We start from the raw sequence: 15,036 nt of genomic DNA, 5'->3' as shown, positions 1-15,036 counted from the left end.
CTGCCTGATTCGGGAATCAGTCGCCAATATAGGGAGATGGACTCAAATGGTCATGGGCCGCGAGGAAGTCGTCCCCGCTGTTCGCGAGATCAAGACAGGTACCGTAGGGTGGGCAAAGGCGCGCTTGCGCCGTGCCCCCCATACCAACTTCGAGTCTTGGCTTGATTGGTGGGCACGCTTTGCTTTGCCCACCCTACGGCACTGTGTTCGAGGCTGGCCTACGCCACACTCTCCAGAAACGCCTCTTCCGCTGCATGCACCGCGTCAGGCGTGCCGACATGCATCCAGACGCCGTCGAGGCGCAGGCCGAACAGCCGCTCCTGCTCGTTGGCGCGATCGAACATCTTGGTCAGGGAGAATTCGCCCTTGGGCGCATCGGCAAAGATCGCGGGCGACATGATCGCCGCGCCGGCATAGACGAACGGAACGACCTCTTTCTCCTTGCGCTTGCGCAGGGCGCCGTCGGGCAGCATGCCGTAATCGCCACGGCCGCTATAGCCGATGCTGGTCGCGGTCGGCGCCATCAGCAGCAGAATGTCCATGCGCGCGGGATCGAAGTTTTCCGCAAGCCGCGTCAGGTTGGAGCGCACGCCGTCGATCCACAGCGTGTCGGAATTGACGTGGAAGAACGGCGCATCGCCGAGCAGCGGCAGCGCCTTGACCACGCCGCCGCCGGTGCCGAGCACCTGGTCGCGTTCGTCCGAGATGGTCACGCGCGGAGATTGGCGCGATGCGGTGTGATCGATGATCTGGTCCGGCAGGTAATGCACGTTGACCACCGCCTCGGTCACGCCGGCATGGCTGAGCTTGTCGAGCACGTGGTCGAGCAGCGGCTGTCCGGCCACCGGCACCATCGGCTTCGGCATCTTGTCCGTCAGCGGACGCATGCGCAGGCCGAACCCTGCGGCAAGCACCATGGCTTTGGTCGGTTTGACGGACATTCTTCGCTTTCTCAAATCCCTCGATTTCGCTTTCGCGGCAATCCTAGCATGCCGCCCGGCCTGCCGCACCGCATCCCAACCGCCTTAATCGCCCGCCGTGACGGTTGTACGACGAGTGTTGCCGTCACGCCCCGATGGCTGTGGAGCGCGCCTTTTTCTTCTTGTCGCCGAGTTTGAGGAAATTGACGCCGATCTGGTCGCCATTGACCCAGGCCAGTTCGCAGCGCCGGTACGCAAGTCCGGTGGACGACAGCAGGAGAAAAAATTCCTTCAGGTGCAGGCCCTCGACCGAGCCGTCGATGGTCAGCTTGGCGCCGGTCTCGGAGACGTCCTCCATGGTGCAGTCGCGCCGCCAGGTGCCGTCGATGCCCATCATCTGGGCCGGAACCCCGCGCTCGAAAACGACCCGGTTATTTCCGCGCTGATCCGCTTTCGCCGCCATCTGCCCTTGCTCCAGCCCCGTGACGATCGGCTGCCTCGCCGCCAGAATAGCGACATCTTGGCTAACGGCCGGTAAATCGGCCCCGGATTAGGGTTGCGGCGGCGGGACGTTGGCGAGATACCAGTCGCGCAGATGGGTGAGCGCGGGATGCGCCAGCGAGCGCTGGAGATAGGTCCAGATCCGCGGCTGGTGACGCAGATAATGCGGCTTGCCGTCGCGGCGATTGAGCCGGGCAAAGGTGCCGAGCAGGCGGGTGTTTCGCTGCGCCGACATGATGGCGTAGAGCTCGGCGAAGCCGGCCGGATCGAAGCTGGCGTCGGCGGCGCGCCGTGCCTTGATGTAGCGCGACAGCAGCGTCAGCTCGAGGCTTTCCGGCACGTCGATGCGGGCGTCCTGGAGCAGCGACACCACATCGTAGGATTGCGGACCGAGCACGGTGTCCTGGAAATCGATGACGCCGACGCGTTCGATACCGCTGCGATTCCCAAGCCAGATCAGGTTCGGCGAGTGATAGTCGCGGATGATCCACGTCCGCGGCGCCGCCAGCGGCTTCCTCAGCAGCTCGCGCCACATCGCGAAGAACTCCGCGCGCGCCTCCTCGCTCAGCGGCGCGTTGCGGTCGGGCAGATACCATTCCGGCATCAGGCCGATCTCGATCAGCAGCGCCTCGGTGTCGAAGACCGGAATAGCGTAGGTCTGATCCGCGAGCGGCAGCGTTTCCGGCAGCGTCCTGCCGTGCAGCATGGCCAGCACATCGGTCGCGGCCTCGTAGCGCTCGGGAATCGGGCGCGGCGGATCGCCCTCGATCACGCCTTCGCTGCCGAAGTCTTCGGTGATCAGGAAGCCGTGTTCGAGATCGGAATGATGGATCGCGGGGGCGGAGATTCCCTGTGCGCGCAGGCCTTCGTCGATGGCGACGAACGGCTTGACGTTCTCGGCGAGATGCACCGCAGCGCTGTAGGACTTTCCGTTATAGAGAGCCGCGCCGTCGGGCCGCTGCGGAAAGTTCATGAGGATGACGATCTCGCCGTCGCGCAGCAGCCGCGCATAGGAGCGGGTCGAGGCATCGCCGTCCATGCGCCGACGCGTCACGTCGAGATAGCCGGATGCGTCGAGGAATTCGCGCAGTGCCTGAAGCCGCGCGACTTGGGCGGCGCCCTTGCCGTAGCCGGTGACGTCGGCGGCGCGTGCATTCGAGCCCAGCGCCGGCCGGTGCGTCAGCGCGATGTCGATGCGATCTTCCGGCGTCGCCGAAGGCGCACGCTCGGGCCATTCGATCAGAACGAGGGTTGCGTCCGGCAGTGGCGACAGACCGATCTCCTCGAGCTCGCTCTCGTCCTCGACGCGATAGAGATCGGCATGCATCACAGGGAAGGGCGGCAGCTCATAGCCCTGCACCAGCGTGAAGGTCGGGCTCGGCACTTCCAGCGCGTCGTCGCCGGCGAGATAGCGGATCATGGCGCGGGCGGCCGCAGTCTTGCCGGCGCCGAGATCGCCGGTGAGCGTGATGACATCGCCCGGGCCGACCAGTAGCGCAAGGTCGGCCATCAATTGCGCGGTGGCCGTCTCGTTGTGGAGCGCGACGGAGAATGTGATGGGTTCAGTCATTCGGCGGCGTCGCGATGCGCCGCCTGGTCGGTCGGGAAATCGCAGATCACGACCGTGCCCCGGCCGACGATCGAATCCACCCGCACCTTGCCGCCATGCAGCTCGACGAAGGAGCGCACCAGCGACAGGCCGAGCCCGGCGCCGCGGTGACGCGAGCCCTGCGAACGGCTTTCGAACCAGTTGAACACCTTGTCCTTCATGTCGGCAGGTATTCCAGGCCCGGAATCTGTCACGGTGAAGACCACGCTGCGTTCGGTGCGGCGTGCGCTGATGCCGACGGTGGAATCCTGTGGAGAAAACCCGACGGCGTTGGCGAGGAGGTTATAGAGCACCTGCACCACGCGCTTCTCGTCGCCGATGAAGCTGCCGATGTCGGGCGCGATCTCGACCTTGAGGCGGATGCGGTCGGTGGCGAGGCGGTCCTGGATGCCCTCGGCGGCAAGCTCGATGGTCTTGCTGACGTCGACCGGGCCGAGTTCCAGCTTCATCGCGCCGGCGTCGATGGTGGCGAGATCGAGGATGTTGTTGGTCAGCGCCAGCAGCGCGTTGGTCGATTTGGTGACGTAGTCGAGATATTCGGCCTGCTTCGGCGTGAGCGGCCCGGTCGAGGGGTCGCTGAGGAAATGCGCGAAGCCGATGATGGTGGTGAGCGGCGAGCGCAGCTCGTAGGAGACGTGGTGGACGAAATCCACCTTCATCTGGTCGGCGGCCTCGAGCGCCTCGTTGCGCTCGCGCAACGCGCGCTCGACATTCTCGGTGTCGGTGATGTCCTGGAACGTCAACATGGTCGCGCCGTCAGGCAGCGGGCGGATCATGCCATGAAGCACGCTGCCGTCCTTGCGTTCCAGCTTGAGCGGGATGTCGGCGCGGTTCTCGATCGAGGTGATGGCTTCGCGGATCTGGCGCCAGACGCCAGGGTCGTCGAACAGCTGATGGCACCAGCCTTCGACTGTCTGGATATGCGGCTCGCTGCGCATGGCATCGCTGGACAGCTTCCACATCCGGACAAAGGCCGGGTTGAACAGCTGTGCCTTGCCATTGCTGCCGAACACCGCGACGCCTTCGGCGAGGCTGTCCAGCGTCTCGCGCTGCACCCGGATCAGGCCGTCGAAGCGGCGGGCGAGGTCGAGGCTCTCGGTGACGTCGTCGAACAGATAGGTGACGCCGCCTTCCGGGTTCGGCGTGGTGACGACCGAGAGCGCGCGGCCATCGGGCAGGAACCAGGTGTCCTTGGCGGTCTCGACCGCGCGATAGGCCTCGTGCAGCTTGGCCTTCCAGGCGCGGAAGTCCGGCTGTTCCGGCAATTTGCGCGCGGCGCGGAGCTGGTCGAGCACGCTGGAATCGTCAGGGTTGGCGTCGAGGAAGGTGCGGTCGAGATCCCACAGCCGCCGGTAGGAATCATTGTAGAAGGCGAGCCGCCGCTGGCCATCGAACACGGCAACGCCCGAGGAGAGCTGGTCCAGCGTGCGGCGATGCGCCTCCGCCATGCGTACGAGCGCTGAGCTCAGCGCGTCTGCCTCGCTGGCATCGATGGCGACGCCGACGCTGCCGCTGGCGACATTGACCGCGCGCACGTCATACATGCGCCGCTCGCCGCCGATCACGATCGGCAGCCGCGAGTTGAAGTTGGCGGCGTCCTTCAGTCCCCGATCCATTGCGGTGCGGTCGGCGCTGTCGAGCAGCTCGAGCTTGCGCTCCTGGGCATCGGTGACGCTGTTCGCCTCGGTCGCGCGCACATAGGCCGGGTTGGCGTAGGTCAGTGCGCCGTTCTCGCCCTTGGCCCAGATCGGCCATGGGGAAGCGGCGGCGAAGCCGCGCAGCATCTCGGTCTCGTCGGCGAGCGCCTTGTAACGCAGATTAGTCTCGGCCAGATCGCGCCGGAGCCCGGAGAGTTCGCGAATCCTGACAATGGCCTGGCCGCCGATGGCGCGGCCGATGGCTTCCAGCGTATGGCCATGTGCGGTGGTCAGCGTCAGCTGGAACCCGTCGCCGTGCTCGCGCAGCGCATCGACCGCATGATCCATCTGGAGGGCGGGTTCCGGCGGCAGCCAGGTTCCGAACGCGAGCACGCGTTGTGGCGAAGAATCGCGCGTCAGCACCATGGAAATATCGCCGGAGATTTGCGCGCGATTGTCGCCGGCCGGCCAGGAGATCAGGATTTGCGGCTCGGCGAACAGCAGCGCGCCGAAGCGGTCGGCCTGGAGCTGCAGTTCCCCGATCCGGGCGCGCAGCCGCGCTTCGTTATCCGCCGTGCGCACGCGCGTGCGCATCAACAGGATCGCAGCCACCACCGAGAAGCCGAGCAGGGCCAGCGCGGTGGCGAGCACCGCGAGTTCCTGCCGGTTGAAATCCAGCATGATGGAGAGGGTGTCGACGAGGTCGGCGGCCTCAGCCGGCGCAACCGGCAGCAGCGCCGCGAAAGCGCCCCCCAACAAGCCGTTGCGCGCCAACGATGTGCACGACAGCAGCGTCCGACGCATCGACACGATCACGCCTGACATAGTTGCCCCAAGATCGCACGGATTTGCGCGCGGCGACCCCCGTCGCGCGCGAATCAAAAGACAATACCCTCACCGCGACTCCGCCGGTAAGAGTCCAGATCGTGAACGCAAAGGCGCCCCCCCCAAAAATGCCGGGCGCGGTGTTCCAACGCACGTAGTTCTTCGGGTGATTCGGCTGGAGATGCCGTTGCGTTAGCGTGGGGATCTGCTTGCCGCGATGCAGGTGCACTCCCTCCCTCGCTTGCGGGGGAGGGTTGGGGAGAGGGTGTCTCCGCGATCGAGAACCCCAAGAGGCGAAAACCCTCACCCGGCGCTACGCGCCGACCTCTCCCGCAAGCAAGCGGGGGAGGCGTAACCAACACTCAGTTCGGCTAGCGGCCGGTCGAGCCGAAGCCGCCGGCGCCGCGATCGGTCGTCGACAAGGTGGCCACGGGAACCAGCGCGGCCTGCACCACGGGCGCGATCACCATCTGGGCGATGCGCTCGCCGCGCTTGATCACGAAGGGGGTTTGGCCGTGGTTGATCAGGATCACCTTGATCTCGCCGCGATAGTCCGCGTCGATCGTGCCCGGCGAGTTCAGCACGGTGACGCCGTGCTTGGCGGCAAGCCCCGAGCGCGGCCGCACCTGCGCCTCATGGCCCGGCGGCAAGGCGATCGCGAGGCCGGTCGGCACCAGCGCGTATTGGCCGGGCGCGAGCGTCAACGGCTCGCTGTCCGGAACCGCAGCCGTCAGATCGAGGCCTGCGGCCTCGGCGGTCTGATAGGTGGGCAGCGGCAGGCCATCGGCATGCGCGAGGCGTTGCAGTTCGACCGTGACTTTGGTGCTCAAGATGCCGGCTCCCGGGATTTGTCGGCCACGCTCCTTGCGACATGCGCGACCAGTTCGATGGCGACCTGTTCCTTGGTCATCGCCGGCCAGGAATCAACTGCGATCTCGCCGCTCTTCTCACCGTTCTTGCGACTGATCAGGTGCACGGTGTTGCGGTCGCCGCCCATCACGCCGGTCGCGGGTGAGACGTCGTTGGCGACGATCCAGTCGCAGCCCTTGCGGGCGAGCTTTGACTTGGCGTTGTCGATGAGATGCTCGGTCTCGGCGGCAAAGCCGATCACCAGCGGCGGCCGCTTGTCGGTCAGCTTGGAGATGGTGGCGAGGATGTCGGGGTTTTCGACCAGCTGAAGCGGTGGCATGCCGGCCGACGTCTTCTTCAGCTTCTGCTCACCCTCGTTGGCGACGCGCCAGTCGGCGACCGCGGCGGCGAAGATCGCGATGTCGGCGGGAAGCGCGGCCTGCACCTGCTCCAGCATCTGCCGCGCCGATTCCACATGCTTCACCGTGACGCCCTGCGGATCGCTGAGATCGACCGGGCCGCTGACCAGGATCACCTCCGCGCCCGCGGCCTGCGCGGCGGCGGCAATGGCAAAGCCCTGCTTGCCGGAAGAGCGGTTGGCGATGTAGCGCACCGGATCGATCGGCTCGTGCGTGGGACCTGCGGTGATCAGCACGCGCTTGCCGGCGAGCGGGCGCGGCACCGGCGGCCGCAGCAGCCGCTCGGCGACATTGGCGATCTCGATCGCTTCGGACATGCGGCCGGTTCCGGCTTCCCCGGCCTCGGCCATCTCGCCGGAATTGGGCCCGATCAGCACCGCGCCGTCGCGCTGGAGCTGCGCGACGTTGCGGCGCGTCGCCGCGTTGTTCCACATCAGCGGGTTCATCGCCGGCGCCAGCAGCACCTTGCGATTGGTCGCGAGCAGGATGGCGCTGGCGAGATCGTCGGCATGGCCGTTCGCCATCTTGGCCAGGAGGTCGGCGGTCGCCGGCGCCACCACGATCAGATCGCAGTCGCGCGCGAGCCTGATATGGCCGGCATCGAACTCGCTCTGGGGGTCGAACAGGTCGGTGTAGACGCGCTCATGTGACAGCGCGCTCACGGCCAGCGGCGTGACGAATTGCTGCGCCGCCTTGGTCAGCACGCAGCGCACCTCGATCCGGCGCTCCTTCAGCCTTCGGATCAGGTCGAGCGACTTGTAGGCCGCGATGCCGCCGCCGATGATCAGGGTGACGCTGGCCTCGGGAACGGCGCTGGTCCGTTGGGGTGCCGGACCTGAGGCTGCCGCAGGCGGCACCGCAAACGGCGTCAGCGGCTCCTCGCGGCCCTCGATCAGCTCCCGCAGGATGACCCGGACCTCTTCCTCGACCGACCTGTGGTTCTTGGCCGAGCGCAGCCGCAGATAGGTTTTGACGGCGTCGTCGAGCTTGCGGATGGTCAGGCTTGCCATGACGCCCTCCAGCACGGAATGATAGCGATGCTATCATTCGTATGATTGCAGTGCAATCATAGATTTCGAACGGCGATCAGGATGCCGATGAACGTCGCGGCGATGATCCAGAGCGCCACCGTGCGCCAGCGGTTCTTGCGGCCCTCGCTGCGGCCCATGGCCGCGATGCTCTCCGGCGACAGCCCTATGCCCTCCCGCGTCATAGTCTCGAGCTGCTCCAGCACCTTCACCGACCGCTCGGCGATCTCGGGCAGGCGCATCAGCACGCGCGCGATGTCTCCGGTCCCCGCCAGCGCGCCCTGGACCCGGCCGATCGGCCCGAGATTGCGCTCGATCCATTCGCGCACCACGGGGTCGGCAACCTTCCAGATGTCGAGCTTGGGATCGAAGCCGCGCGCCACGCCCTCTACCACAACCATGGTCTTTTGAAGCAGGATCAGCTCGGGCCGCGTCCTCATGTCGAACAGGCCGGTGACCTCGAGCAGCAGCGTCAGCAGCCGCGCCATCGAGATCTCCTCGGCGGTGCGGTTGTGGATCGGCTCGCCGATGGCGCGGATCGCTTGCGCGAAATTCTCCACCGAATGATGCGCGGGCACGTAGCCCGCCTCGAAATGCACCTCGGCGACGCGGCGGTAGTCGCGGGTGATGAAGCCGAGCAGGATCTCGGCGAGGAAGCGCCGCTCCTTCATGCCGAGGCGGCCCATGATGCCGAAATCGACCGCGACGAGACGGCCAGTATCATCCAGGAACAGATTGCCCGGATGCATGTCGGCGTGGAAGAAGCCGTCGCGCAGCGCGTGCCGCAAAAAGCTCTGGATCACCTTGCGGCCGAGATCGGGCAGGTCGACCTGCGCCTCTGCAAGACGCTTGTGATCGTTCAGCGCGATGCCGTCGATCCACTCCATCGTCAGCACGTTGTGCGTGGTGCGATCCCAGTCGACGGTCGGCACGCGGAAGTCAGGGTCGTCGCGCGTGTTCTCCGCCATCTCTGACAGCGCGGCGGCCTCCAGCCGCAGATCCATCTCCATCGCGACCGAGCGCGACATGGTGTTGATGACTTCGATGAGGCGCAGGCGCCGCGCCTCGGAAGAATAGGCTTCGGCCTTGTGCGCGACAAAGAAGAAGTCGGAGAGGTCGCGGCGGAAACGTGCGGCGACGTTGGGCCGGAGCACCTTGATCGCGACCGGCTTGCGGATGCCGTCGCGCAAGATCTCGCCGCGATGCACCTGCGCGATCGAGGCGGCAGCGACCGGCGGGCCGAAGCTCGCAAACACATCTGTCAGGGGCCGTTCCAGCGACGTCGTGATCGCAGCCTCCGCTTCGGCTTGCGAAAACGGCGGCAGGCGATCCTGGAGGCTTTCGAGGTCGCGCGCCATGATGACGCCGACGACATCGGGGCGCGTTGCCAGGAACTGCCCGAGCTTGAGATAGGCCGGGCCCATTCGGGTGAGGGCGCGCGATATCCGCGGACCGTGCTTGACGCCGCGCCGCTCGACGAGCCGCGCCAGCTTCAGCGCGAGCTGTCCCGGCGGCGGCACCAGGCTCCGATCGACCGAGCCGAACACGCCTTCACGCGCGAACACGAACGCGGCGCGGATCAGGCGCGCAATGTGGCTAATGGCAGAGATCACAAACGCCAGCCTGAATGCAGTGCGACGATGCCGCCGCTGAGTGTCTGCCAGCTGACGCGGGAAAAGCCGGCGTCGCGAATCATGTCGGCGAAGACGCCTGGCTTTGGAAACTTGCGGATCGACTCGACCAGGTACTGGTAGGACTCGGCGTCGCCCGTGACCATGCGGCCAAGCGGCGGGATCACCTTGAACGAGAACAGATTGTAAAGGCGATCAAGGCCCGGCATCTCGACGGTCGAGAATTCCAGGCACAGGAAGCGGCTGCCGGGCTTGAGCACGCGATAGGCCTCGCGTAGCGCAAGGTCGATCTGCGGCACGTTGCGGATGCCGAAAGCGATCGTATAGGCATCGAAGCTGCGATCGGCGAAGGCGAGCGTTTCGGCATTGCCCTCGACGAAATCGACCCGGGTCTCGAGATGCCGCTTCATGGCGCGCTCGCGGCCCACGGCCAGCATGTCGGTGTTGATGTCGCAGACGGTGGCATGGAAGCCAGAGCCTGCCGCCTTGGCGGCGCGGAACGAGATGTCACCGGTGCCGCCGGCGACGTCGAGCAGCGCGAACGGCCGGTCGCTCCTCGGCGGGTCGAGCGCGTTGATCATGATGTCCTTCCAGACCCGGTGCAGGCCACCGGACATCAGGTCGTTCATCAAATCATAGCGCGAGGCCACGCTGTGAAACACATCGTTCACCAGCGTCTGCTTGTCCCCCAAGGGGACGTCCCTGAAGCCAAAATGCGTGGTTTCGCCCGGCCGATCCATTACTCTACTCCACGAGGCGGACCATAGCGCGCCCGCCGCAATGGCGCTATCACACCGCCCTCATAAGGTGAATGCCCGACCATGCCTGAATTGCCCGAAGTCGAGACTGTCCGCCGCGGCCTTCAGCCCGTCATGGAGGGGGCGAAAATCCTCAACGCGGAGGCCCGGCGGCCGGATTTGCGCTTTCCGTTCCAGCCGGACTTCGTGGCGCGGCTCAAGGGGCAGGTCGTCACCGGGCTCGGCCGCCGCGCAAAATATCTCATGGCCGATCTCGCCTCCGGCGACGTGCTCCTGATGCATCTGGGCATGTCGGGCTCGTTCCGCGTCATCAAGCCGGACAACGATGCCGCGCCCGGCGCGTTTCACTATCTCCGCGGCAAGGACTCAGCGCATGACCACGTGCTGTTTCGGATGTCCTCGGGCGCCGACATCGTCTTCAACGACCCGCGCCGCTTCGGTTACATGAAAGTGATCGCGCGCGCTGCGCTCGAAGACGAGCCGCTACTGCGCGGGCTCGGTCCCGAGCCGCTCGGCAACGAGTTCGATGCCGCGATGCTGGCGCGGTCCTGCGCCGGCAAGACCACGAGCCTGAAGGCGGCGCTGCTCGATCAGCGCGTGGTGGCGGGGCTCGGCAACATCTATGTCTGCGAGGCGCTGCACCGCTCGCATCTGTCGCCGCGCCGGATCGCCGCGACGTTGTCGACCAAGGCCGGACAACGCAAGGGCGTTGCCGGGGGCGAGCCGACGGATCATGCCAAGCGATTGGTCGGCGCGATCCACACCGTGCTGAACGACGCCATCAAGGCCGGCGGATCGTCACTGCGCGATCACCGCCAGACCTCGGGCGAGCTCGGCTATTTCCAGCACTCGTTCAAGGTCTACGACCGCGAAGGCGAGAAATGCACGACGCCGCGCTGCGGCGGCACGATCAAGCGGTTTACGCAGAACGGCCGTTCGACCTTTTGGTGTCCGAAATGTCAGAAGTGAGGATCAGGCGAGCGGCCCAACGGCGTTGAGTCCCGACGAGGGCGACCAGTTCACCACAAGCGTCATTGCGAGTTTGGCACCGGCCGATGGCGGACCCGCGCTTGATGTAACGGGATCGGAGTCGGAGGATGGGGAGCTGCCGACAGCGAGGTCGGCTGCTGTCTGGTGCCGAGAGCCCGAATCCAGAATCTTTCCGAGGACATAGCCTGGATTGCTTCGTCGCAAGGGCTCCTCGCAATGACGGATGGATGGAGCTTCCCAAAAAAACGCGAAGCGAAGCAACCCGGCCGGGCTGGTGGCCGGATTGCTTCGTCGCTTGGGCTCTTCAACCGGATAGTGAAGAGCCCGCTGCCGTCCGAGCGATCGCCCCGCTCAGGACGCCAGTGTCTTGGTCTCGTCCGCCGAAAGCTCGGCGGTGACATGCAGCATGCCGTCCGCAGCCGACATCATCTGGTCGGTCAGCAGATGGGTTGTGGCGGAGAGTTCGAGCCGGGTCTCGATCCACTGCCAGAGGCCGCGGATCTCGTCCGCCGATTTGCCGCTCGGCGCGAATTCGCTGACCGCGAGACCGTTCGCGAGTGAGTCCTGGTGATCGTTGCGCATCACGATCAGCGGACGCGCGAGCACCTCGGCGAGATCGAGCGCGGCTTCCTCGGCGAGGGTGTTGGCGGCATTGTCGATGCGCTGGCCGCGGATCGGCGTCTGGTTCAGCACGAAGGCAAAGGGCCGCTTCCAGGCGCGCGCGACGCTGAGCGTCGAAGCGGTCGCCTCGATGTCGGCGACGCTCGGGCGGGCCGGGATCAGGCAGAGATCGGAATGGCGGATCGCAGCGGTGGTGGCGGCACTGAGACCGGCCGCGGTGTCGACGACCGCGAGTTGAAGACCGCTATCGGACAGCATTTTCAGGCGCGGCGCGATGTCGGCGGCGTGATAGATCGGCTCGACGACGAGATCATCCGTGGTGCGGCGGCGCTGCCAGCTGGACAGGGTGCCCTGCGGGTCGGTCTCGATCAGGCGGACGGTGAAGCCGGCCTGCTTGGCGGCGAGCGCGAGGCCAATGGCAAGCGTGCTCTTGCCGCTGCCACCCTTTTGGGTAGCCAGTACGATCGTGTGCATTGAAGATCAATCCTTTGGAATGCTTGGGTCAGGAATACGCCACGCGAACGTGCATCGATCTCGATGCAGAGCTCTTCTCGCTCAGGACGTGCCGGCCCGATCCAAAGGGGATCGCGGAGGTCCGAATCAACGGTAACGATGATGGCGGAATAGCGAATGCCAGCGAATCCGTACCATTACCGGATCCGTAGTCGTACTGTTTCACCGTCGTGCCCCGGACAAAGCGCAGCGCAAAGCGATGCGCTGCAGAGCCGGGGCCCAGAAAATCATCTGGACGGAATTTGAGGAAGCGTGGGTCCCGGCTCAGCGCAGCAGCGCAAGCGCTGCAGCGAGTCCGGGACACGAGGATGGAGACGTTTGCAGCGCGCTACTTCCGCACGCAGATCACGCGGACGACGGCGGCTTTTGCGTCCGTCGAGGTGCCGTTCGCCGCGACACCATTCGCCTTGAGGAAATCGCGCACCCTCTCCGCGGCGACCATCACCGCCTGTGACGCCGGCACTGATGTCGCGGGGCCCGCGACCATCGCCGGCTTCAGCAGCGCGACGCCCGCGAACTTGCCGTCGGCGTCGATGGCCGGGGTGCCGGAGAAGCCGACCGCCGGCGGAGGCGACAGCGCGAAATCGCTGCTCGTCACCGGCGCCAGCGCGGACTTGAGGCTCGACACGCCGGCCGCGCCGCCCTGGCTCTGCGGATCGGCGATACCGACGACATCGACACTCGTCTTTGCCGTACCGCCGACGAGGCTGAGCGGCTTCAGGCCGCGCGCGCCGTAAATGTGCAGGAGCGCGAGATCGTGCTCCTTGTCCTCGGCGAGACGGTCGGCGCTGCCATAGCCGGCGATCGTGATCGCGAGACAGCCATCGGTGACGAGGCGGTCGGTGACGATCGCACCATCGTCGCTGACGACGATGCCGGTGCCGTATTCAACGGTCTTGCGCGGCGGCGGCCCGGCTTGCGGTCCCGACGGAAATGCATTGAACGCGCTCGACATCGCGATCACGACCGGCTCGACCGTGTTCTCGGTCGCCTGGTCGTAGAGGATCGTCATGGTGCGGACCTCGTCGCCTTTGAAGGTGCCGCGGACATAAAACTTCTTCAGACCCTGCAATCCCGACAGCACGAAGAAGTCGGGCTTCACCACGGTGTAATCGACCTTGCGCCCGGACGGCTCCTTCTCCAAATCGGCGAGCTTTGCCGAGGTCGGGTTCGCCTCTTTGCGGCGGCTGAGCAGCACCTGAACCGTGCCGGTCGGCGAGGTCCATTTCGAGCCGTTGGCGTCGCTCGCCTGCTGCGGAACCAGCTTGCCGGGGATGCCGAGCCGGGCGCCGCTGGTCGGCTCCGTCACGATCTTCCAGCCGACGCTCTCCTGTTTCTTTCGTGCCGTCTCGGCAAGTGCGGCGCGCTCCTGCGGATTGAGCACGCCGGTCGGCTTGCTGCCCTTGGCCTTCTGGTACTCCTTGATGGCGTTGACCATGCGCTCGCTGACGTCGCCGGTGATGGCGCCGTTATACTGGCCGACCCAGGCGAGGTCGGACTGGAGCGCCAGCCGCTCAGCTCTTGCCATGGCATCCACTGTGGCCGACGGAGTCTGCATCCTGGGAGGCTGGATCGGCACGGTCTGGACCGTCTTCGGCTTGGTGCCGGAGGCCTGAGGCGCCGTCATCTGGGCGTTCGCGCCTGTGGCAGCCGCAAACATCAGTGTTGCCGCAAGCATCGATCTCATGACAAATCCAGCCAGCCCATTGAACGCCATGTCATTGAAGCACATCTCCTTGGTCGCGACCAATGATGGGGTGGTTCAGGTGGCGATAGAGGCCACGAACTCAAGTCCTCATCCTGAGGAGCGGCCTCAAGGCCGCGTCTCGAAGGATGGCCACGGGCGAGATCGGGGCCTTTCATGGTTCGAGACGGCGCTTTGCGCCTCTGCACCATGAGGGTGAGAGGAACGAAGGACGATGCTGAGCCCGGACGAACTCGAACGCTATGCCCGCCATATCGTGCTGCGCGATGTCGGCGGTCCCGGCCAGGCTGCGCTGAAGCGGGCCTCTGTGCTGGTGATCGGCGCCGGCGGGCTCGGCGCGCCCGCTTTGATGTATCTGGCCGCCGCCGGCGTCGGCACGCTCGGCGTTGTCGATGACGACGTGGTGTCGCTGTCCAACCTGCAGCGCCAGGTGATCCATACGACGCCCGATATCGGACGGCACAAGGTCGAAAGCGCCGCCGAGCGGATTGCGGCGCTCAATCCGCATGTCCGTTTCGTCGGCCATGCCACCTGGCTCAACGCCGACAATGCGCTCAGCCTGATCGGCGATTACGACCTCGTGCTCGACGGCTCGGACAATTTCTCGACGCGCTATCTGGTCTCGGACGCCTGCTTCTTCGCGAAGCGGCCGCTGATCACGGCGGCGCTCGGCACCTTCGACGGCTCGCTCACCACCATCCGCGCACATGAGAAGAACGAGCAGGGCGAATTCAATCCGACCTATCGCTGCCTGTTTCCGGAGGCGCCGCCGCCCGGCACGGTGCCGGCCTGCGCCGAGGCCGGCGTCATGGGGGCTCTCGCGGGCGTGCTCGGCTCGATGATGGCGCTGGAGGCGATCCGCGAGATCGTCGGCTTTGGCGACGGCCTCATCGGCCGCCTCCTGATGATCGATGCGCGCGCGATGCGCTTCGAGACGCTGCGCTACGGGCGAGATCCGGCCAATCCGCTCAACGGCGATGGGCCCGTCGTCACCGACCTCAGCGCCCACCGCACCTGATCGCCGCACGCG

Annotated in this window: 12 protein-coding genes; 2 read left to right on the top strand and 10 right to left on the bottom strand. The window is 66.0% G+C overall.

Going from position 1 to position 15,036, the window contains the following annotated elements; translation table 11 throughout:
• Positions 1-218: 218 nt before the first annotated feature.
• The 8 genes from CWO91_RS23905 to ubiE all read right to left on the bottom strand — a co-directional run bounded on the left by CWO91_RS23905 (position 219) and on the right by ubiE (position 10,159).
• Positions 219-941 carry a nucleotidyltransferase family protein gene (locus CWO91_RS23905; protein ID WP_130216819.1) on the bottom strand — a complete coding sequence of 241 codons (723 nt, stop codon included), beginning with the start codon at positions 939-941 and terminating at the stop codon, positions 219-221.
• A 124-nt stretch (positions 942-1,065) separates the two neighbouring features.
• The gene (locus CWO91_RS23900; protein WP_091883010.1) at positions 1,066-1,383 is read right to left on the bottom strand and encodes a PilZ domain-containing protein; all 318 of its coding nucleotides are present in this window, start codon (positions 1,381-1,383) and stop codon (positions 1,066-1,068) included.
• Between the two features lie 87 nt (positions 1,384-1,470).
• Positions 1,471-2,991, bottom strand: a complete 1,521-nt coding sequence (gene tsaE / locus CWO91_RS23895) for a tRNA (adenosine(37)-N6)-threonylcarbamoyltransferase complex ATPase subunit type 1 TsaE (protein ID WP_130216817.1) — start codon at positions 2,989-2,991, stop codon at positions 1,471-1,473.
• Entirely contained in the window at positions 2,988-5,492 is a 2,505-nt protein-coding gene (locus CWO91_RS23890; protein ID WP_130216815.1) for a sensor histidine kinase, read from the bottom strand. The genes tsaE and CWO91_RS23890 overlap by 4 nt, the downstream gene beginning before the upstream one ends.
• Before the next feature lie 371 nt (positions 5,493-5,863).
• On the bottom strand, positions 5,864-6,322 hold the full coding sequence (gene dut, locus CWO91_RS23885) for a dUTP diphosphatase (protein WP_130216813.1): 459 nt from the start codon (positions 6,320-6,322) through the stop codon (positions 5,864-5,866).
• Entirely contained in the window at positions 6,319-7,770 is a 1,452-nt protein-coding gene (gene coaBC / locus CWO91_RS23880) for a bifunctional phosphopantothenoylcysteine decarboxylase/phosphopantothenate--cysteine ligase CoaBC (protein ID WP_130216811.1), read from the bottom strand. The genes dut and coaBC overlap by 4 nt, the downstream gene beginning before the upstream one ends.
• Positions 7,771-7,826: 56 nt before the next feature.
• Entirely contained in the window at positions 7,827-9,401 is a 1,575-nt protein-coding gene (ubiB, locus tag CWO91_RS23875) for a 2-polyprenylphenol 6-hydroxylase (RefSeq protein ID WP_130216809.1), read from the bottom strand.
• Positions 9,398-10,159: a bifunctional demethylmenaquinone methyltransferase/2-methoxy-6-polyprenyl-1,4-benzoquinol methylase UbiE gene (ubiE, locus tag CWO91_RS23870; protein ID WP_130216807.1), complete on the bottom strand. Its 762-nt coding sequence runs from the start codon at positions 10,157-10,159 to the stop codon at positions 9,398-9,400. Before ubiE ends, ubiB begins: the two co-directional genes overlap by 4 nt.
• 81 nt (positions 10,160-10,240) lie before the next feature.
• Between ubiE and mutM the strand changes: the two genes are divergently transcribed.
• Complete coding sequence (gene mutM / locus CWO91_RS23865) at positions 10,241-11,146, top strand: bifunctional DNA-formamidopyrimidine glycosylase/DNA-(apurinic or apyrimidinic site) lyase (protein WP_130216805.1); 906 nt, start codon at positions 10,241-10,243, stop codon at positions 11,144-11,146.
• Positions 11,147-11,518: 372 nt separating this feature from the next.
• On the opposite strand, the gene CWO91_RS23860 is transcribed toward mutM, so the two are convergent.
• Together CWO91_RS23860 and CWO91_RS23855 are read right to left on the bottom strand one after the other, a co-directional pair.
• On the bottom strand, positions 11,519-12,262 hold the full coding sequence (locus tag CWO91_RS23860; RefSeq protein ID WP_130216803.1) for a ParA family protein: 744 nt from the start codon (positions 12,260-12,262) through the stop codon (positions 11,519-11,521).
• Between the two features lie 367 nt (positions 12,263-12,629).
• A complete protein-coding gene (locus CWO91_RS23855) occupies positions 12,630-13,988 on the bottom strand; it encodes a serine protease (RefSeq protein ID WP_165405662.1) in 1,359 nt (452 codons plus the stop codon).
• 232 nt (positions 13,989-14,220) lie between these two features.
• On the opposite strand from CWO91_RS23855, the gene CWO91_RS23850 reads away from it, so the two are divergent.
• Positions 14,221-15,024 carry a HesA/MoeB/ThiF family protein gene (locus tag CWO91_RS23850; RefSeq protein ID WP_091882261.1) on the top strand — a complete coding sequence of 268 codons (804 nt, stop codon included), beginning with the start codon at positions 14,221-14,223 and terminating at the stop codon, positions 15,022-15,024.
• The last annotated feature ends 12 nt before the right edge of the window (positions 15,025-15,036 follow it).

The sequence above is a fragment of the Bradyrhizobium genosp. SA-3 genome, from assembly GCF_004212635.1.
In the GTDB taxonomy this organism is placed as follows: domain Bacteria; phylum Pseudomonadota; class Alphaproteobacteria; order Rhizobiales; family Xanthobacteraceae; genus Bradyrhizobium.
This window is presented reverse-complemented; position numbering and strand designations above follow the sequence as displayed.

Bases quoted from the DNA above. Each gene is read 5' to 3' on its own strand.
- CWO91_RS23905 (WP_130216819.1), bottom strand. From the start codon at position 941: ATGTCCGTCAAACCGACCAAAGCCATGGTGCTTGCCGCAGGGTTCGGC.
- CWO91_RS23900 (WP_091883010.1), bottom strand. From the start codon at position 1,383: ATGGCGGCGAAAGCGGATCAGCGCGGAAATAACCGGGTCGTTTTCGAG.
- tsaE (WP_130216817.1), bottom strand. From the start codon at position 2,991: ATGACTGAACCCATCACATTCTCCGTCGCGCTCCACAACGAGACGGCC.
- CWO91_RS23890 (WP_130216815.1), bottom strand. From the start codon at position 5,492: ATGTCAGGCGTGATCGTGTCGATGCGTCGGACGCTGCTGTCGTGCACA.
- coaBC (WP_130216811.1), bottom strand. From the start codon at position 7,770: ATGGCAAGCCTGACCATCCGCAAGCTCGACGACGCCGTCAAAACCTAT.
- ubiE (WP_130216807.1), bottom strand. From the start codon at position 10,159: ATGGATCGGCCGGGCGAAACCACGCATTTTGGCTTCAGGGACGTCCCC.
- mutM (WP_130216805.1), top strand. From the start codon at position 10,241: ATGCCTGAATTGCCCGAAGTCGAGACTGTCCGCCGCGGCCTTCAGCCC.
- CWO91_RS23860 (WP_130216803.1), bottom strand. From the start codon at position 12,262: ATGCACACGATCGTACTGGCTACCCAAAAGGGTGGCAGCGGCAAGAGC.
- CWO91_RS23855 (WP_165405662.1), bottom strand. From the start codon at position 13,988: ATGAGATCGATGCTTGCGGCAACACTGATGTTTGCGGCTGCCACAGGC.
- CWO91_RS23850 (WP_091882261.1), top strand. From the start codon at position 14,221: ATGCTGAGCCCGGACGAACTCGAACGCTATGCCCGCCATATCGTGCTG.